A 19,325-nucleotide genomic window follows, 5' to 3' on the forward strand; every position below is an offset into this window, starting at 1 on the left:
TGGCACGATTTATAATTAAACAGAAAATAATATAATAAATATGGCGGAAGGAGAAAAGCTGATCCCTATTAATATAGAGGATGAGATGAAATCGGCGTATATCGATTACTCGATGTCAGTCATTGTGTCACGTGCTTTACCGGATGTTAGGGACGGTTTAAAGCCAGTTCATCGACGTGTGTTGTTTGGAATGCATGAACTGGGGGTTAGGTCGAATAGTTCTTACAAAAAATCTGCGAGAATTGTAGGTGAGGTTCTTGGTAAATACCACCCACACGGTGATAGCTCAGTCTATGACACTATGGTGCGTATGGCACAATCCTGGAGTTTACGGTATATGCTGGTCGATGGCCAAGGAAACTTCGGGTCGATAGATGGCGATAGTCCAGCTGCGATGCGTTATACTGAGGCACGTATGCGAAAGATATCCGAAGACATGTTGGCAGATATCGATAAGGATACGGTAGACCACCAATTAAATTTTGACGATACTTTAAAGGAGCCTAAGGTGCTTCCAACAAGGGTGCCAAATTTGCTCGTTAATGGAGCCTCTGGTATTGCAGTTGGAATGGCAACCAATATGCCTCCACACAATCTTTCTGAAGTAGTGGATGGTACCATTGCTTATATAAACAATTATGATATCGAGGTCGATGAGCTTATGGAGCACATCAAAGCTCCAGATTTCCCGACCGGTGGTGTGATATACGGTTATGACGGTGTTCGTGAAGCCTTTAAAACAGGGCGTGGACGTATTGTGATCAGAGCCAAGGCTCGCATTGAAGAGGTCAATGGAAGAGAATGTATCATCGTAACTGAAATTCCATATCAAGTGAACAAAGCGGATATGATTAAAAAGACCGCTGACCTTGTTAATGAGAAAAAAATAGAAGGGATTTCAAATATCCGTGATGAATCGGATAGAAAAGGAATGCGCGTTGTTTATATTCTAAAAAAAGACGCTATTCCGAACATCGTACTAAACAATTTGTTCAAATACACGGCTCTTCAATCTTCTTTTAGTGTAAACAACATTGCACTTGTTAACGGGAAACCACATATGTTGAATCTCAAGGATATGATTCACCACTTTGTGGAACATCGTCATGAGGTGGTTGTTCGAAGAACAGAGTATGAGTTGCGTAAGGCAGAAGAGCGTGCTCATATCCTGGAAGGACTTATAATTGCTTCTGATAATATTGACGAGGTGATTGCTATTATTCGAGGTTCCAAAAATGCTGAGGAGGCTCGTGCCAAATTAATGGAACGCTTTAAGCTTTCAGAAATCCAGGCCAAGGCTATTGTTGAAATGCGTTTACGTCAACTTACTGGTCTAGAGCAGGATAAATTAAGACTTGAATACGAAGAGACCATTAAGTTCATCGAAGATTGTAAAGATATCCTTGCTAGAAAAGAGCGTAGGATGGAAATTATCAAAGAGGAACTTGAAGAAATAAAAGCAAAATACGGGGACGAAAGACGTTCTCAAATCGAATACGCTGGAGGTGATTTAAGTATTGAAGATATGATCCCAGATGAGCAGGTGGTTATTACCATTTCTCATGCAGGTTATATTAAAAGAACACCCTTAAGTGAATATAAAACTCAAAATAGAGGTGGGGTAGGACAAAAAGGATCTTCTACTCGTAATGAAGATTTCTTAGAGCATTTATTTGTTGGGACCAACCACCAGTATATGTTGTTCTTTACCCAGAAAGGTAAATGTTTCTGGATGCGCGTTTATGAGATACCTGAAGGCAGTAAAACCTCAAAAGGCCGTGCAATTCAAAACCTTATTAACATCGAACAAGATGATAAGGTAAAAGCCTTTATTTGCACCAAGGATTTAAAAGACAATGACTATATCAACAGCCACTTTGTCATTATGGCTACCAAAAAAGGAGTGGTTAAAAAGACTTCCTTAGAACAGTATTCTCGTCCTAGACAAAATGGAATTAATGCCATCACAATTCGTGAAGAGGATGAGTTACTAGAAGCTAAATTAACCACTGGAAACAGTCAAATATTATTGGCCGTTAAATCCGGTAAAGCGATTCGTTTTGAAGAGAGTAAAACCCGCCCGATGGGCAGAAATGCCTCTGGAGTTCGCGGTATAACTCTAGCAGATGATCATGATGAGGTAATAGGAATGGTTTCTGTAAACAATTTAGACGACCATATCCTAGTGGTCTCAGAAAATGGTTATGGAAAACGAACCTATTTAGATGATCCAGAGGATGGTGAAGCGGTTTATCGTATTACTAACCGTGGAGGAAAAGGAGTTAAGACCATGTCCATTACGGAGAAGACTGGTGCCTTAGTAGCCATTAAAAATGTTAGTGATGAGGACGATTTAATGATTATCACAAAAAGTGGTGTAGCCATCCGAATGGCTATAGAAGACTTACGTGTTATGGGTCGTGCAACTCAAGGTGTAAAATTGATCAATCTTAAGAATGATTCCATTGCTGCTGTAGCCAAAGTAATGAAAGAAGATGAACTAGACCAGGAGGATGTCAATGACATCGAAGTTCAAGAAAAAGGCATAGATTTAGATAGTAATAACGAGATACAACCTGATAACAACAATAATTAACACTTTAAAAACAAATTTCAAATTAAGAACAATGAAAAAGAGAGTTATAATAGCGTCAGCTTTATTAGTTTCTTCTTTTGCAATCGCTCAGAAAAGCGAATTAAGAGATGCCGATAAAGCATTGGATAAAGGAAGTACGGCAGAGGCCAAGAGTACTTTGCAAAGTCTGGCCTCCACAATAGAGTCCGCAGATGATAAATACAAAGCACAATATTATTTTCTTTTAGGTAAAACTCACGCTGATTTAGCCAAAAAGAGTGGAAATGATGCAGATTATCAAAAGGCTGTAGAAAATCTAAATAAACTTATAGCGTTTGAAAAAACATTTAAGACTAAATATACCGACGAAGCAACTGAGATACTTAATGGCTTGTCTGGAGATATCGTAAATGCTGCTATTGAGGATAATAACAATAAAGAATTTTCCAAAGCAGCGAACAAATTATTTATGGCTTATCAAATGACTGATAACCAAGATTATTTGTATTATGCAGCCTCTAGTGCCGTTCAGGGAGGTGATTACGACACAGCTTTGGAGTATTATCTTAAATTAAATGAATTAGGTTATACAGGAGAGAGCACTGCGTACTTAGCTGTAAACAAAGAAACTGGGGAAACCGAGAATCTTGGTTCAGAGCAAAACCGTGACCTAATGGTTAAAACTGGGCAATATACGGATCCTTCTGAAGAAGAAACGGAATCTAGATATCCAGAGATCATTAAAAACATTGCGTTGATCTACAACGAGAAGGGTGAAACTGAAAAGGCAGCGGCAGCTATTAAAGATGCCCGTGAGGCGAATCCAGATGATATGAATTTGCTATTAACAGAAGCAAATATGTATGTTCAAGCTGGGGATAAAGCAAAGTTCCAGTCATTGATGGAAGAAGCCATTGAGAAAGATCCATCCAATCCAACGCTATATTACAACCTTGGTGTAATTACTGGTGAACAAGGTAATAAAGAGCAAGCTACCAAGTATTACCAAAAAGCTATAGAATTGGACCCACAAAGTGAAAACGCTTATTTGAACTTAGCTTCAATGATCCTTTCTAGTGAGCAGGACTTGGTAAATGAAATGAACAGCCTTGGTAATAGCGCTGCGGATAACAAACGTTATGACGAATTAAAACAAGAGCGAGAGGATCTTTATCGTTCTGCAGTACCTTATCTTGAAAAACTTCTAACAGTAAATCCATCTAATATTGATGCCGTTAGAACTTTAATGAACATTTATGGAACTTTAGGTGAACAAGATAAGTTCATGGAAATGAAAGAAAAATTAGCTGGTCTAGAACAGTAATTTAATCCACTCACCGAATTACATATACTAAAAAGGCACCCCTGGGGTGCCTTTTTAAATTGGTAGGATATTATGTATCGTAAATTATTGTATTAAATAGTTGCTCAAAGGATGTTTAGCGGCTTTAAGCTGTTGTGCCACAAGATTACATACCTCTCTGGCCCCTTTAACTGATAAATGCGTATCATCTTTCTTTCCTTTTGGATAATAAGGGATTTCTCCTTCACTATAATGCAGATGTAATTCTTTGGATTTTTCAACGCCATAGCGCATTTCCAATACCTCTGTGAGGTACTGCAAGTCTATAAAATCAACGCCGTATTGTTGTGCCACTAAACGAGTTTCCAATGGATAGGCACCGTGCGTGTCAATGAGGGTGCCCTGATCATTAAAATTTCTTCTTACTATGGAAGAAAATAATATGGGGATTGCTTCTTTATCGCGTGTTTGATTCACAAATTTTATTAAATGATGACGGTATGCAGTATGTGGATTGGTATATCGATCTGGAGATTTTACTTTTTGATCATTATGACCAAATTGAATAAAAACATAATCTCCTGGTTGAAGCATTTGATAAACCTCTTCCCACCGACCTTCATTTATAAAACTACGCGTACTTCTACCATTGACCGCTTTGTTTACAATGGTAATGTCTTTATTAAAAATTTCAGGTAACATTTGAGCCCATCCACGTTCAGGGTTCTGCTCTGTATCGGGCTTATTAGCCATTGTAGAATCACCTATGGTATAAATAGTAATATTTTGTCCATAGGCAAGGGTGGTAAGACAGAAGAATAATACCGCTGTTAGATGCTTTTTAATGAAGGTACCAATTGTTGTCATTGTTTGATGTTAAGATCGATTCAAGAGTATAATTTGAAAGTTGGCTCTTTGTTAGCTGATAAGACCAAGGAACGCGTTGGTCTGCATGAGCTCCTGGACCCGTTGAATTATATTCAGCATAAAAGCTATTTTTATGACTCTTCGGCTTATTCCAATCGTGCCATCCTTTGGGATTAATATGCTTTCCCATGTGCGTATTAATAAAGACAGTTTTGGCATAATAACGCCAAGGTCGTCCTAAATAGACTCCTTTACTATTTTCTGATCCCGTTAGGGTGCATCCTATAAAAACAAATCCATAGTCCACCCCCTTCGGCGTTGATGCTGCGGTAATATAGGAGCCAGAAACACTGTGAATCAAACAGTTTTCAAATACAGCTGTAGCCTGACCAAATATAAAGTCTGTATTTCCCTCGATGGTGCAATTCTTAAAATATATTTTATTATACGCCCCGCTTAGATATACCGTATCCTGATGCCCAATTATAGCACAGTTTTCTACCTTTACCTTATTTGCGGTAATGGAAAGCGCAATAGCTTGTCCAACTGCACCAGCAGTATTGAGGATTCTTAAATTTTTTAAGATAGTACCTGAGGCCTCCACTAAAAGGGTAGGGGTGTGAAAAGTACTGTTTCGTCCTTTATCAATTTTATCAAAATAGTCATCATAAACTATAATGGTTTCCTTAGGATCTTCACCAATTATACTTAAATTGGTGTTCCACTCGTAGATTTTTACTTTTTCCTTATAGATTCCATTTTTAACCCTAATGGTTATCCTTTGATAGGGAAATGATTTGGTGTTATCGATGGCCTCCTGTAAGGAGCGGTAGTCACCACTGCCATCAGTAGCAACTACCACATCTGTCTCCCTGGGAGGAAAACTATAAAGATAATCTGTGGAGCACATAATAAAGGTGCAAAACAGTAGAAATTTCGATATGCTTTTAATTGTGCGGCTCATGATTACTTATCCAATTCTAGCGCTGCTAAAATAAAAGGTCCAGTGGCTTTAGGATCATTATCTTTTTTACGTTCATTAATGTAATATTCATAGGATCCATCCCGGTAAGGATTTCCTCCAAGACCAGCTACGGCACATACTTGAGTGATCGTTATAAGCCCATTTTCATCCACTTTGATAAGATGCTCCGTGAGTCCTTTAAAGCCTAATTCTGCATTTTTCATAAAATGAGCAGGTAAATATCCTTTGTTCACACCCTTTGCCAGAGAATAAACTAACATAGTTGTTCCGGAAGCTTCAAGATAATTACCTTCACGATCTCCCATATTTGTTACCTGGTACCATAGGCCAGTTTCATCCTGTACCTTCACAACAGCAGTTGCAAGCTCATTTAAATAAGTGATGATTTCAGGTCTGCTTGGGTGATCATTTGGGATATAATCAAGAACATCCACTAAAGCCATGGCATACCAGCCTAAGGCTCTAGACCAGAAGTTTGGAGAGGTACCAGTGGTGTCATCGGCCCAATCCATAGCCTTACTCTCATCCCAACCATGATAGAGTAGTCCAGTTTCTTCATCCTTAGCGTGTTTTTGAATTAATGCAAACTGATGTGCGATGTCATCCAGGGCTTTACCTTGCTCAAAAGTCACTGTGTACTGCGCATAAAATGGAGCACCCATATACAGGCCATCCAGCCACATTTGGTTCGGGTAGCGCTTTTTATGCCAAAATCCGTTTGATGCTGTTCTTGGCTGATTCTTCAGTTGCAAACGAAGCGTATCCATGGCCTTTTTATACTTAGGATCATTGGTGTCTTCATAGAGTTTAAAGAGGATCTTGCCAGCATTGATCATATCGATGTTATAATCTTCTATTTTATAGGTTGCTATGGCACCTTGATCATTGATAAGTGTGTCAGCGTAACCTTTTACATAATCGTAGTATTTTTGATCCTTGGTCTTTTCGTACAACTTTTCAAAACCTAACATAACCACCCCATGAACATAATCCCATTTGGGAACCGTCCGGTGGTCGATCTGGTAAGCATCCTCATTACGATGCATGATTGAATTAGCCATTCTCACGGACCACTTATCAGTGCTATCCACAAGGGTAGTGGTGGCAGGGGGTTTGGTGTCGTTTGACTTTTTTGCTTTCTCCTCACAGCTGCTCAAAAGACTCATCGCTACAAAAGCAGTTGTTAAAACATTAATAGCTATTTTCATGTGATATTTGGTTAAGGTAATTTATTATTCGAATTTAATTCCTTTAAAAGCCCATCGATATAGCTTAAGAATTCTTTTTGATTTTTGATTCCGTCTTTTTCCTTTTCCCATGCTCCTAGGAAGTAGAACGATATAGGCTCTGTAGTGGGGTTAAAAACAACGAGGTGGTCATCAGGCCCATCCACAACCTGATCCACTGATGCCGTATTGTAAAACAAGGCCATTCCAAGGTTGTCAGGCACTAAAGTTTGCTCACCATAAGAAGCAATATATGCCCATTTTCCGTTGTCGCTGGTTTTTTTAATTAATTCAATATCCTCAAATTTTACAATCCCAGTTGTAATCCCATTAATTGCTTTACTTGCTTGGATAGTGTGTTTGGTGTAGCGATTAGTTGGTTTGATGGTTAATTCAGAGGTCAAATCAATTTTATCGTTAGCAGTTTTCCAACCCCTATAATTAACATGTACTGTGGACTGTAGATCCGAATTTTCAACACTCGCTGAAGTGGCATCTACATTTTCAAAATGTAACACTTTTCCTTGGTGAAATCTTCCTATGGAACCAATCCCGAGCGATTTTCCAGCCTTTAGAATATCCATACCCCAATCACTCATCTCATGGTAGGAATCAAAATTATCTTGACCGACCTTTGGAAGTACCTTTTGATGTGTTTTCTTTCCAAAGATATCAATGGCATTTCTCCAATCTAAATAGAGGCGATATCCCACTTTGTCACTTTCCCAACCTGGTCCTTCGTAACGGATATAATAGGAATGATCGGTATGTTCTTTCGGTACATCAAGCTGGTTTACATTTTTAAAAGCTCCACCTCCTTCGTATTTTCGATCAACCCATTTTCCACCTTCTTTAACGGAAATTTCGGCATAAGATAGACCTTCAGACTTTGGCGTCGCTATAACTTGCTCAACCACTTTTTCCGAAGTGGCAGCTGGTTTTTTCTCTTGTTCTTTACAGGAAAAACAAAGTGTAATACAACAAATGGGAATTAAGAATTGAATTGTTTTCATTTTTATACTATTAAGTTTACTATTTATTTTAAACATCATGAACTTATTGTAAGTTACAATAAGTTCACGAATGCTAACAACATCAATATAATACTATGTGAATTTTTGTCTTATTGATAGGCTGGGTTCTGTGGAAAATCCTTGTTCTGATTTAAATCAATAGCATCTTGTGGGATGGGTCTTAAAATCTTCAACTCACCATTAGCACCAGCAAAATTGCTTTCTTCGATCAAATAGTGATGTAAAGATGCACGCTCTACTAATTTACCAGTGCGTTTAAGATCAAACCATCGATGGTATTCCCCTAGTAATTCTCTTGCTCTTTCATCCAATATATAATCAATATCCAATTCTGCTGCTGTGGCAACAGTGGCATTGGCTCTATTTCTAACTTGATTTAGTCGATCTAAAGCTGTGGTGGGATTACCCGACTGCAAGTACGCCTCTGCAGCGATGAGATATGTTTCCCCTAAGCGAGATAAAATAAGATCACGAGTACTGGTTCTTCCACCTCCAAAAGGAGCTTTAGGATCATCAAATTTCTTTACTGGAATGGTTTGGTAATCCAAGTTTCTACTAACCGAAGGAACATACTCACCATAAGGGTGAATGATCGCTTCGGGATGGAGACTCTGATACGCAGCTAAATCAGCAGCTGAACTAGCCCATTTAGGAGCATAATAGTGTGCTACCACAAGATTGCTATGATCGGTCTGATCGTAATAATCATAATACCGCTCAAAGGCTTGGGTCATAAAAGTAGCTTCCCATCTTTGATCTCCCTGCTCATAAAGACTTATAGCAAATTGGGTGGGGCAGAGGTTGTAGGATCTATAAGGTGCGTCTCCTGAAATTTCAGCCCCTCCTAGATACGAGCTAAAAAATAAATTCTGCATATGTCCAAGATTCGTGGGATCCGTACTAGCGGATTCTTCACTAAACTGAATTGAAAATAGGGTTTCAGCATTCATTTCATTGCCAGGGGCCCAAAGCTCCTCAAAAGGAATTGTCAAGGATTGCCCCGCAATAGCATCATCAGCATAACTGGCTGCTTTTGAAAAATCATCCGAATTACCAAAACTTTCATAAGCTCTTGTTAGGTACACCTTTGCTAGTAAGTGTTGTACGGCACGCTTATTTACCCGCCCGTCGTAGGCGCCACCAGAGACGGATGCGAGCGCCATTTCTAGTTCACTTATAATAAAGGTATAAACTTCTTCCGCAGAATTACGGTCAAAGGTCAAGATTGGACTGTCAATATATTCGGTCACCAGTCCAACTCCACCATAGGTTTGTACCAATAAAAAATAAGCATTGGCTCGTAGGTATCTGACTTCACCTATACGCTGTTTTATCGTTGAATTTTGCGTATTTAATTCACCATAGTGAATTGCCATATTAGCGCTTTGGATAGCGCGGTAGCAACTCGTATACAATTGGTCAACACCCTCAGCAGATGGGGTCAACTGAATGTATTGACTTAATCCAGGTGGCTCTTGATCTCTTCCCTCGGCATAAAGATCTGTGCCAGCACAAAACAACCAAGGTTCATTACCATAGATTTCTTTTAATTGCGCATAATTTGCATTGACAAGGGTTTCAAACCCTGCTTCAGTGGTATAAAAACTTCCACCATCAACATTTGATAAATTTTCTTCTTCAATATAATCGTCGCAAGAAAACAATGTGAATCCAAAAATTGCTGCAGTGTATATGATATGTTTAAATTTCATGATTTCTTAGAATTTTAAGTTGATCCCTAATTGATATGTAACTGAACTTACACGTCCAATTCCCAATGGAGCACTGGCCCATTCTGGGTCATAACCTTCATAATTTGTAAAGACAAATGGATTGATAACATTGGCATAAATCCTTAAATGTTTAAGATTTAATCGATCAATAATGCTATCACTGAAGGTATATCCTAAGGCAATATTTTTTATCTTCACAAAAGATGCATCTTTGTAATATCCCACACCGTCGTTCCTCCAATAAGTCCCCATATTTCTACCTTGTGGGTAACTATTAGAATACTGTGCCGGCAATCCAGCTTGATTCTCTGGCACATACCACTTGATGTCTAGCTTTTGTCTTCCACGGTCTCTTGTGTCTGTGAAGTTGGCATGAAAATTACTATAGGCTAAAACACCTTGATTGGTAATGACAGAGGCTGAAAGATCAACATTTCCTACTTTTAATTGAGTGAAAATACTTCCTGTCCAATCTGGTGAAGGACTACCTAGGATAATACGGTCATCCTCAGGAGTGATCTTCCCGTCATTATTTATATCCTTCACTCGAGCTTGTCCTTCAGACTGATTATAGGACTCCGCTTCTGCTACTTGATTCCCTTGCCAGATTCCATCGAATTTGTAATTGTAATGCGCGTCAATGTCCTCTCCAATGAACCACCCATTTCCAACATCATCAACTTGGTCTTGATTGTATAGCTCTTCAATCTTATTGGTGTTTTTGGTAAAAGTTACATTGGTGGTCCATGTTACATTTTCACCCTCTATTATCCTCCCCATTATACTGGCTTCAACTCCAGTATTTCGAACCGAGGCCACATTCGCTTTGATGTTGGACCATCCTGATTCAATGGGAAGTTTCTGATCCATTATTAAATCATCCGAAAGACGGTCATATACATCTACATTACCTGAGATTCTGTTATTTGCGAATCCAAAGTCTAACCCAAAGTTTATCTCACGTGTTTTTTCCCATCCTAAATTAGAATTGGCAAGAATAGAAGGGAGCCAGCCATTGGCTACACTACCGTTAAAATCATAGAATAGTTGTCTATCTAAAGAATTCATGGTTGCATAAGGAGAAACATTGTTATTTCCCGTATACCCGTAACTGGCACGTAATTTCAAATTACTAATGGTCGATGAATTGGAAAGAAAATCTTCTTCAGAGATTCGCCACGCTACGGCAGCCGATGGGAAGGTATCCCATTTTTTTCCCTCGGACAACAAGGAAGAACCATCCCAACGATTAGAAAGCGTAATGAGATAACGATTATCAAAAGAATAATTCATACGAAGTGCGAATGAATTCATGGTCTGCTTGTAGAAGTTAGAACCGAGATTAAACGTACCTTGTTCTCCAGATCCTATATTGTAGAATCCTGTGTCAAAAGGCATATTACGAGAACTTAAAAAAGAGGTTTCCGTTCTACTATAGTACAAACTCTGTAGGGCAAGAAAATTAAATTGGTGCTTGTCGTTAAAGTTATAATCGATGTTGATTTGATTATCCCAAGTACCATTAATGGTTTCGCCTTTGTCCATTGATGCAGAGGGCATATCTCCATTGGCTACACCGGTATTGGTCATTGCGCCCCAGGATTGCCCTCTTCGGTGGTTTCTATAACTTGCTGAATAAGCCGTTTTAAAAGATAACCAGTCTAGAATATTATATTGGAAGTAAATATTACCAACTCCAGTCCATTTTCTGGTCTCATCCGAGGAGTTCTGAATTTCTAAAATAGGATTGTATGTGGAGGTCTTGTCTACTACCATATTACCATCTAAATCTGTTAATTTACCTGGTAGCGGGAATAGTTCTCCATCGAAACCATATGGTGTCATAAGTGGGCTAAAACGAAATGCTTCACGCATAGCCACACTACTACCGTCTTGTTGCTCAATAAAGGAGACTGTTAGATTAGCACCTATCTCAAATTTTTCATTAAATTTTTTGGTGACGCCAGTTTTGAAACTATATTTTTTTAACGACTCATTATCAATGTTTCCAGTTTCTTTTTGAGCTCCTAAACCAATATTATAGCCTAAGCCATCCTCGGTTCTTCCGGCTGCATTTACATAGGTGTTTTGTTGTATTCCTGATTTTAGTACCGCATCATACCAATCGAAAGACTCTTTGTTTTCAGCTCTTCTAAGTAATTCTGAATTTCTTGTTCCGCTATAGGCATCAAATAAGGTTTCAGGAGTCACATAACCATCTGGTCCTAGGCTCGCTGTAGCCAAATATGCAGATCTATGATAGTACCACCATGTTTCGGAATCCATCATCTTAGGTAATCTTGCCACGTCTCTAATCCCCATATAACTATCAACTGATACTGTAAAGTCAGCAGGAGCAGAAGTACCACTTTTGGTAGTTACAATAACAACTCCATTGGAGCCTCTAGATCCGTAAATGGCAGTGGAGGATGCGTCCTTTAAAACATCCATACGTTCTATATCCTCTGGGTTTAAAAAGTCAATGTTATCAGTTTGAGCACCATCGACGATAAACAACGGATCGCTGTTTCCACTCAGTGAATTCTTTCCCCTGATGACAATGTCATAACCATCTCCTATACGCCCAGTGCTTTGGGATATTTGTACCCCAGGGACATTTCCTTGCATGGCCTCTAAAGGGTTGTTCATGCTACGCTCTGTAAGGGTATTTGCATCCATGCTACCTACGGCTCCCGTTAAATCAGATTTCTTTTGTGTTCCATATCCAATGACCACAACTTCCTCTAACGATTGCGTATCCACCTCTAGAACAATTTGTACTGATGTCCTACCATTAAGATTGACCTCTTGAGATTTAAACCCAATATAAGTAATCTCTAGAATGGCATCGGATGAAGATAATTGTAATTGAAAATTACCATCAAAGTCAGTGGTTGTACCGTTATTGGTTCCTTTTTCTATTACATTCACTCCAGGAAGTGGAGTGTTGCTCTGGTTGTCTACAATGGTTCCACTTACACTGGAACCTTGTTGGCCGTAAACAGCGTTAGCCATTATACAACAGCATACTGCAATAGCAGTTGTAAAAGACCTTAGTCTTGTTTTTACGAGTGTTTCGATTTTCATAATTGCGTCGGCTTGGTTTTAAAAGTTGTTTGACTTGATTTTAATTCATAATGTTAGTTTGATTTGTAATCGATTGCACGAATCTACTAATTTGATATTAAAAAACAAATAAAACCTTAAAAAAAGATAGTATTATAAATTTATTTCTATTTTTTTTAACAAAATAGTACTACTTTTACCAACATAAAGATTACTTAATACTAATCTACGCTCATTTATGGCGTAATAATCTGATTCTATCAATTTAAAGGTAATCGATAACATTAAATTAAATTAAAAATCAAAATGGTTACATTTGTGAGCTGTTAGCGTTAAATACCTGATGAATGAGCGAAAAGACAACGATTTACGATATAGCCAAAGCCTTAAACATTACTGCAGCTACAGTATCGAGAGCTTTGAACAACAACCCTAAAATTAGTCAAGCTACTAAAAAGTTAGTTCTAGAGACTGCTGCTAAGATGAATTACAAGCAAAATAAACTAGCCTTGGCATTAAAGAGTGGTAGGAGTAATACCGTTGGGGTTATTGTTCCTTATATTGACAGAAATTTTTTTTCTTCCATTATTCGTGGTATAGAAGAAGAATTGTACCCATTAGGGTACCATGTAATTATTTGTCAAACCCATGAAGAGGAGGGGACTGAAATAGATAATATCAATGCCCTTTTAAATGCCCAAGTAGATGGAATATTAATGTCGGTATCAAAACACACTACGCAATTGGATCATTTTGATCATGTGCTTAAAAAAGGGATTCCACTGGTGTTTTTTGATAGGAGAAAGGATGTCAAAGGAGTAAGTACAGTGACCATTGACGATTTTCAAGGCGGATATATGGCAACCAAGCATTTAATACAGCAAGGCTGTAAGCGGATCGCACACCTCTCCGGTGATCGTTCCTTAGAGATTTATAAGCATCGTTATGAAGGCTATAAGCAGGCTTTAGAAGACTTTGGTTTAAAGTTTAATAAAGAATATGTCATTCAAAGTAAAAGTGATGTAATATCAGGGCATAAAGCTATCGATAAATTTATGAAATTAGACGATCGTCCAGACGCCATATTCTCCTCGAGTGATTTTTTGGCCCTTGGCGCCATTGAGCAACTTAAAAAAAATGGAATCAAAATTCCTGAAGAATTTTGTGTGGTGGGTTTTAGTAATGAACCCTTTACCAAATTCATGGAACTTTCCATAAGTAGTGTTGATCAATCTCCAGTGCAGATGGGCAACACAGCGGCTAAAGTCTTTTTAGAACAAGTAAAAGATGCCAAAGTAAAAATTGAAAAAAAGGTAGTACTTTCCCCAACGCTTAAGATTAGAAAATCTTCAAGTAGGTCTTAAATTGTCTATTTATTCTATTTTTTATTCATTTAAGGAACATAGAAATCAATAAAAATCATAATTTTAAATTGATTTTCTCTGATAGGGAAGTAGGACGATACTTCTTCCACAGAGAAGTACTTCTAACCAAAAAACACAATTATGAAAACTATTCGATTGATTATGACCTTTGTGATCCTAAGTGGATCCTATTTTATGCATGCTCAAGGAGTGAGCGAAGAAGAAATTGCAGATTGGACACGGGCGAAGGCTTATACATTGGAGTATATGGAAGCCATGCCTGAGGATCAATATGATTACAAACCTACCGAAGAGGTACGTTCCTTTGCAAAACAAATGCTTCATATTGCTGATTCTAATTACGGATTCGGTGCTGTAGCTACTGGTGTAGAAAGTCCTGTGGGAATGGGTGAATCAGAAAAAACAGCGGATACCTCCAAAGAAAATGTTATTAAACTAGTCAATAAAAGTTATGATTTCTTGATCGATCATCTTAAAGGTTTGACAGCGCAACAATTAAGCGAGACCGTTAAATTATTTGATCGATTTGAAATGACTAAGGCAACTGCCTTGGATAAGGCTTTTGAACACCAAACTCATCACCGAGGACAAACAACTATTTACCTAAGGCTTGTTGGGGTTAAACCACCGAACGAGAAATTATTTTAATGGAAACGTGTAACTAATAATTAAACCCACCTCTGAGGAGTTTATTGCAATGCAGAGATGGGTTTTTTTGTGTTTTTTGAATAAGCCTAAAGTGAAACACCGCGTTTCCATGGGATAAAATCGTTTTGATTTAATTCCATGGCCTTTGTGGGTTTACCACTAGCGACCTCAAGGATATATTCCATAAGCTGATCAGCAGTCTGCTCTATAGTTTGTTCGCCTCGAATAATGGCGCCTGTTTCAAAATCAATAATATCTGGCATTTTCTCGGCAAGTTCCGTATTAGATGCCACCTTAATAACAGGGGTAATAGGGTTTCCAGTAGGAGTACCCAAACCTGTTGTAAAGAGAATAATATTTGCTCCTGAACCAGCCATGGCTGTTGTGCTTTCCACATCATTACCAGGGGTACAAAGTAGTGTTAATCCTGGTTTGGTTACATACTCCGTGTAGTCCAATACCTGTGAAACGGGTGATGTTCCACCTTTTTTAGCGGCTCCAGCTGATTTCATCGCGTCGGTTATGAGCCCGTCCTTAATGTTTCCTGGGGAGGGGTTCATATCAAAACCAGATCCAGCATCTACGACGGATTTTTCATAGGCTTTCATCAATTCAAGAAAGCGCTTTCCATCTGCTTCCTCCACACAGCGATTGACAAGTTCTTGCTCTACACCGCAAAGCTCTGGGAATTCAGATAAAATTGCTGACCCTCCCACAGCTGCCATGATATCTGAAATATGGCCTAAGGTAGGGTTCGCAGAAATTCCTGAGAAACCATCAGATCCGCCACATTCTAATCCAATCTTGAGTTTAGAAATGGGAGCTGGTTTGCGGGAGATTTCATTGGCCATTTTAATGGCTTCGAAGGATTCCGTTATGATGGTGTTTAGCATGTTATCTACCGTTCCCATTTGCTGTTGTTCGTAGATGAGTATAGGCTTGGTGTTCTCGGGCGCCACTTGGTTAAGCGCATCTTTAAATATCCGTATTTGTAAATTTTGACACCCTAAACTCAGTACTGTGGCGCCAGCAACATTGGGATTGTTAACATACCCTGCGAGCAATCGAGCAAGAGATTCTGAGTCCTGACGTATGCCACCACAACCGCCTTGGTGGGTAATAAATTGGACTTCTACGTTATCAAATACTGGAACAGCTTGATCAACCGTGGTGGTTTGGCTGGGATCTGAGTTGTTTAAAAGAGACCGCAGTAGCAACTGGTGTTTGCTGACGTTTTGGTTTAGAAGTTCTTTTTCAAAAACTTCTTTGAGTACTTCTATATTTCTATTTTCGCAGAAAACTAACGGAAAGAATAACCAAACGTTTCTGGTTCCTACCTGCCCATCGGCCCTGTGGTATCCCATAAATTCTCTATCCTTCCACTGACTTACCTCTGGTGGAGTCCAAGTGAACTTTTCGGTTTTTCCGAACACCTTCTCACTTTGGTGCTTTACATTCTCAGTGGTAATGACTTCTCCTTTTTTGATAGGTTGACTCGCACTTCCAACAAGTACTCCATACATAATGATTTTATCATCTGTCTTAAAAGTAGTTAAAGCGATTTTATGTTTAGCCTTAACATCGGAGAGGACCTCAATGGATTGTTGTTCAAATTCAATTGGTGTCCCCTTTGTTATATTTTTCAAAGCCACCGCAACATTGTCATTTGGATGTACTTTAATTAATTGCTTTTCCATAATTCATTCTTTTCATCTATTATAACGTTACTTACCTACCTGCTTGATAAATTCTTGAAAACCTTCTTCAATACCTTTGGTGTCAATAAGTGATAAACCTTTGGATACAGCAGCGCAAAGCCCATTTATTTTTGTTAGATCTCGATCCCATAATTCAGTGAACGATAGCGCCTTTTCACTTATTTGGTCGTAAGAGGTCTCTTGCCATAACGCTTTAAATATAGCCACCACTTCAGCATCGTCTTTAACAGGTAACTCCTGATCATTCCATTGTGATTTGTAAAACCGAATTAGACACGCTAGCGCAAAGGTTAAATGAACTGGTAATCTACCTTTAAGTTCTACATAAGCCAATAAACTTGGCAGTACTCGAACTTTAAATTTGGAAATAGAATTCAGCGCAATACTGGAGAGCATGTGTTTTATAAACGGGTTTCTAAAGCGATCCAATACCGCTTGGGCAAATTGCTCCAATTCTTGGCGATCCATCTCTAGGGTAGGGATGATCTCTTGAAAAATTGCCTGCTGCACAAAAGAACCAGTGAATGGATTGTCCACAGTTTGCTTAACAGTCTCATTGCCATAGAGAATTGAAAAAGGAACCATCGTGGTATGTGCTCCATTTAAAATACGCACTTTCCTTGTTCGGTATGGCTGCATATCCGTGACAATTTTCACGTCCAAATCCGTTTTGTGAAACGGTAACTTTGATTTGAGTTTCTCGTCTGCTTCAATAACCCATAAGAAGAATTTCTCTGCACTTACAATTAAGTTGTCTTGGTAGTCCAACTGTGCATTGTAGGCCTCAATATCATCCTTGGGATATCCTGGAACAATTCGATCGACAAGGGTATTATGAAAATCGTTGCACTGAAGGATCCACTGTTTAAACCCGTCTCCCAGGTTCCATAGTTCGATATACTGTAAAATAATCTTTTTTAATGTATGAGCATTGTAATTGATTAACTCACAAGGAATTATTGTAAGTCCTTTGCCTTTTTCACCTTTAAAATACTCAAAGCGTTCATAAAGAAATCGGGTCAATTTTCCAGGAAAAGAACTGGGGGGTTCCATTTCAAATCGATCCTCTGGATTAAAGGAAATTCCTGCCTCGGTCGTATTGGAAATGACAAATTCTAATTCTTCCAATTGGGCAAGGGATAAATAAGCCTTAAAATCTTGATAGGGATTAACACCCTGTACGATACTAGAAATCAATTCTTTTTCCTGTATTTCTTTTCCTTCCCAAATACCCTTCATAAAAAGGGTATATAGACCGTCCTGCTGGTTTAAAAGCTTTACCATACCTTCCGATAAGGGCTGGATCACAGCGACTCCTGCATTAAAATCACATTTCTTATTTAAGGTGTCAATAGCGTAATCGACAAACGCCCTTAAAAAATTCCCTTCTCCAAATTGCAATACTTTAATAGGATAGTTTGGAAGATGGTCCACCGTGGTTCTGTTTAATTCTTTCATTTATTTAGCAAAATTTTATTTTATCATTTAAAACCCAAATAGACTTGGTAGCCATAATGTTAATTGCGGAAAATAGGTTATTAATAATAATGCCACTATCATTGCCGCAAACATTGGAATTAATGGCTTGATGACCTTTTGTATAGAAGTTTTGGCAATTCCGACCCCGACAAAAAGCACTGATCCCACCGGCGGTGTACAAAGGCCGATACAAAGATTCAGGATCATAAGAATTCCAAAGTGCACAGGATCCATTCCTAAGGCAGTTACAATGGGCAGAAAGATAGGAGTAAATATAAGCACCGCTGGTGTCATATCCATAAAGGTTCCAACAGCCAATAGGATGAGATTAATAATTAATAATATGATAATTGGATTTTCACTTATTTGTAAAAGTCCCGTACTAATTTCTTGTGGAATATTTTCATAAGACATTACCCATGACATACTCATAGAAGCTCCAATTAAAAGCATTACCACGGCGGTAGTTGCAGAGGAGTCAAGAAGAATTTGCGGCAGGTTTTTAACGGAAATTTCCTTGTATATAAATCCTAATACTAAGGTGTACAATACAGCAATCGCAGAAGCCTCTGTTGCGGTAAATATACCAATAACGATTCCTCCAATGACTACAACTAAAAGTAGCAAACTTGGTAAGGCATCTATGAAAGTTTTAAATACTTCTTTAAGCGAACTACCTTTACCGATATTATATTTTTTCTTTTTAGCCCAAATAGCCGCTACCATCATAAGGAGTAATCCAGTAAGTATTCCTGGGATATATCCCGCCAAGAAAAGAGCCGCAATAGAAACACCTCCACTAGCTAATGAATATACGATGAGTACATTACTGGGTGGTATTACTAATCCAGTGGTGGCTGAGGTGATATTAACAGCTACTCCAAACTCTTTTGAATACCCTTCTTTCTCCATTTCAGGACCTAAGATGCTTCCCATCGCAGACGCAGATGCCATCGCCGAACCAGCGATGGCACCCATGAGCATCGCGGCAATGACATTAATTAAAGCTAAACCACCAGGGAGTGATCCAACGAGTGTTTTGGCAAAGGCAATAAGCCGATGGGCAATCCCTCCTTTGTTCATCAGTTCACCAGAGAGAATAAAAAAGGGGATGGCCAGTAGCGCAAAACTATCGAGTCCAGTGGCCATTCGTTGTGCTACGGTGGTAAAGGATGCAATGGAGTCAATGGAGACCATCATGGTTAATAAGGATGAGACGGTAATACTCCAAGCAACAGGGGTTCCTATCGCTAGAAGGAATAAGAAACTTATTATAAGTACAAGTACAGGTGTATAGTCCATAATG

General features: G+C 38.7%; 13 protein-coding genes. 4 read left to right on the forward strand and 9 right to left on the reverse strand.

What is annotated here, in order from left to right:
* Nucleotides 1-40: 40 nt before the first annotated feature.
* Together gyrA and VKY50_RS09310 are read left to right on the forward strand one after the other, a co-directional pair.
* Nucleotides 41-2,596: a DNA gyrase subunit A gene (gene gyrA, locus VKY50_RS09305; RefSeq protein WP_324301140.1), complete on the forward strand. Its 2,556-nt coding sequence runs from the start codon at nucleotides 41-43 to the stop codon at nucleotides 2,594-2,596.
* Between the two features lie 31 nt (nucleotides 2,597-2,627).
* Complete coding sequence (locus VKY50_RS09310; RefSeq protein WP_324301142.1) at nucleotides 2,628-3,899, forward strand: tetratricopeptide repeat protein; 1,272 nt, start codon at nucleotides 2,628-2,630, stop codon at nucleotides 3,897-3,899.
* Between the two features lie 84 nt (nucleotides 3,900-3,983).
* Here VKY50_RS09310 and VKY50_RS09315 read toward each other — a convergent pair whose 3' ends face one another.
* The 6 genes from VKY50_RS09315 to VKY50_RS09340 form a co-directional block, all read right to left on the reverse strand.
* Complete coding sequence (locus tag VKY50_RS09315) at nucleotides 3,984-4,745, reverse strand: rhamnogalacturonan acetylesterase (RefSeq protein WP_324301144.1); 762 nt, start codon at nucleotides 4,743-4,745, stop codon at nucleotides 3,984-3,986.
* Entirely contained in the window at nucleotides 4,720-5,709 is a 990-nt protein-coding gene (locus VKY50_RS09320; protein WP_324301146.1) for a pectinesterase family protein, read from the reverse strand. The genes VKY50_RS09315 and VKY50_RS09320 overlap by 26 nt, the downstream gene beginning before the upstream one ends.
* Before the next feature lie 2 nt (nucleotides 5,710-5,711).
* Complete coding sequence (locus tag VKY50_RS09325; RefSeq protein WP_324301148.1) at nucleotides 5,712-6,938, reverse strand: glycoside hydrolase family 88/105 protein; 1,227 nt, start codon at nucleotides 6,936-6,938, stop codon at nucleotides 5,712-5,714.
* An 11-nt stretch (nucleotides 6,939-6,949) separates the two neighbouring features.
* On the reverse strand, nucleotides 6,950-7,969 hold the full coding sequence (locus VKY50_RS09330) for a DUF4861 family protein (RefSeq protein ID WP_324301150.1): 1,020 nt from the start codon (nucleotides 7,967-7,969) through the stop codon (nucleotides 6,950-6,952).
* A gap of 110 nt (nucleotides 7,970-8,079) precedes the next feature.
* Nucleotides 8,080-9,702 (reverse strand): RagB/SusD family nutrient uptake outer membrane protein, encoded by a 1,623-nt coding sequence (locus VKY50_RS09335; RefSeq protein WP_324301151.1) that lies wholly within the window; start codon nucleotides 9,700-9,702, stop codon nucleotides 8,080-8,082.
* Between the two features lie 6 nt (nucleotides 9,703-9,708).
* Nucleotides 9,709-12,810, reverse strand: a complete 3,102-nt coding sequence (locus VKY50_RS09340; RefSeq protein WP_324301153.1) for a SusC/RagA family TonB-linked outer membrane protein — start codon at nucleotides 12,808-12,810, stop codon at nucleotides 9,709-9,711.
* Between the two features lie 326 nt (nucleotides 12,811-13,136).
* Between VKY50_RS09340 and VKY50_RS09345 the strand changes: the two genes are divergently transcribed.
* Together VKY50_RS09345 and VKY50_RS09350 are read left to right on the forward strand one after the other, a co-directional pair.
* Nucleotides 13,137-14,153, forward strand: coding sequence for a LacI family DNA-binding transcriptional regulator (locus tag VKY50_RS09345; RefSeq protein WP_324301155.1), 1,017 nt, complete (start codon nucleotides 13,137-13,139; stop codon nucleotides 14,151-14,153).
* 141 nt (nucleotides 14,154-14,294) lie between these two features.
* The gene (locus VKY50_RS09350; RefSeq protein WP_324301157.1) at nucleotides 14,295-14,822 is read left to right on the forward strand and encodes a DinB family protein; all 528 of its coding nucleotides are present in this window, start codon (nucleotides 14,295-14,297) and stop codon (nucleotides 14,820-14,822) included.
* Between the two features lie 86 nt (nucleotides 14,823-14,908).
* On the opposite strand, the gene VKY50_RS09355 is transcribed toward VKY50_RS09350, so the two are convergent.
* From VKY50_RS09355 to VKY50_RS09365, 3 genes are read right to left on the reverse strand one after another with little or no spacing between them, the layout of a single operon-like run.
* On the reverse strand, nucleotides 14,909-16,519 hold the full coding sequence (locus VKY50_RS09355; RefSeq protein ID WP_324301158.1) for a UxaA family hydrolase: 1,611 nt from the start codon (nucleotides 16,517-16,519) through the stop codon (nucleotides 14,909-14,911).
* Nucleotides 16,520-16,546: 27 nt separating this feature from the next.
* On the reverse strand, nucleotides 16,547-17,998 hold the full coding sequence (locus VKY50_RS09360) for a tagaturonate reductase (protein WP_324301160.1): 1,452 nt from the start codon (nucleotides 17,996-17,998) through the stop codon (nucleotides 16,547-16,549).
* Between the two features lie 27 nt (nucleotides 17,999-18,025).
* Nucleotides 18,026-19,321, reverse strand: coding sequence for a TRAP transporter large permease (locus VKY50_RS09365; protein WP_324301162.1), 1,296 nt, complete (start codon nucleotides 19,319-19,321; stop codon nucleotides 18,026-18,028).
* Nucleotides 19,322-19,325 lie beyond the last annotated feature (4 nt).

This window comes from Galbibacter sp., assembly GCF_035306585.1.
Taxonomy (GTDB): Bacteria; Bacteroidota; Bacteroidia; order Flavobacteriales; family Flavobacteriaceae; genus Galbibacter.

What these genes read in the sequence shown, in the direction of transcription:
- VKY50_RS09355 (WP_324301158.1), bottom strand. Translation starts at nt 16,519, where the DNA reads ATGGAAAAGCAATTAATTAAAGTACATCCAAATGACAATGTTGCGGTG.
- VKY50_RS09330 (WP_324301150.1), bottom strand. Translation starts at nt 7,969, where the DNA reads ATGAAAACAATTCAATTCTTAATTCCCATTTGTTGTATTACACTTTGT.
- VKY50_RS09310 (WP_324301142.1), top strand. Translation starts at nt 2,628, where the DNA reads ATGAAAAAGAGAGTTATAATAGCGTCAGCTTTATTAGTTTCTTCTTTT.
- VKY50_RS09315 (WP_324301144.1), bottom strand. Translation starts at nt 4,745, where the DNA reads ATGACAACAATTGGTACCTTCATTAAAAAGCATCTAACAGCGGTATTA.
- gyrA (WP_324301140.1), top strand. Translation starts at nt 41, where the DNA reads ATGGCGGAAGGAGAAAAGCTGATCCCTATTAATATAGAGGATGAGATG.
- VKY50_RS09360 (WP_324301160.1), bottom strand. Translation starts at nt 17,998, where the DNA reads ATGAAAGAATTAAACAGAACCACGGTGGACCATCTTCCAAACTATCCT.
- VKY50_RS09320 (WP_324301146.1), bottom strand. Translation starts at nt 5,709, where the DNA reads ATGAGCCGCACAATTAAAAGCATATCGAAATTTCTACTGTTTTGCACC.
- VKY50_RS09345 (WP_324301155.1), top strand. Translation starts at nt 13,137, where the DNA reads ATGAGCGAAAAGACAACGATTTACGATATAGCCAAAGCCTTAAACATT.
- VKY50_RS09325 (WP_324301148.1), bottom strand. Translation starts at nt 6,938, where the DNA reads ATGAAAATAGCTATTAATGTTTTAACAACTGCTTTTGTAGCGATGAGT.
- VKY50_RS09365 (WP_324301162.1), bottom strand. Translation starts at nt 19,321, where the DNA reads ATGGACTATACACCTGTACTTGTACTTATAATAAGTTTCTTATTCCTT.
- VKY50_RS09350 (WP_324301157.1), top strand. Translation starts at nt 14,295, where the DNA reads ATGAAAACTATTCGATTGATTATGACCTTTGTGATCCTAAGTGGATCC.
- VKY50_RS09340 (WP_324301153.1), bottom strand. Translation starts at nt 12,810, where the DNA reads ATGAAAATCGAAACACTCGTAAAAACAAGACTAAGGTCTTTTACAACT.
- VKY50_RS09335 (WP_324301151.1), bottom strand. Translation starts at nt 9,702, where the DNA reads ATGAAATTTAAACATATCATATACACTGCAGCAATTTTTGGATTCACA.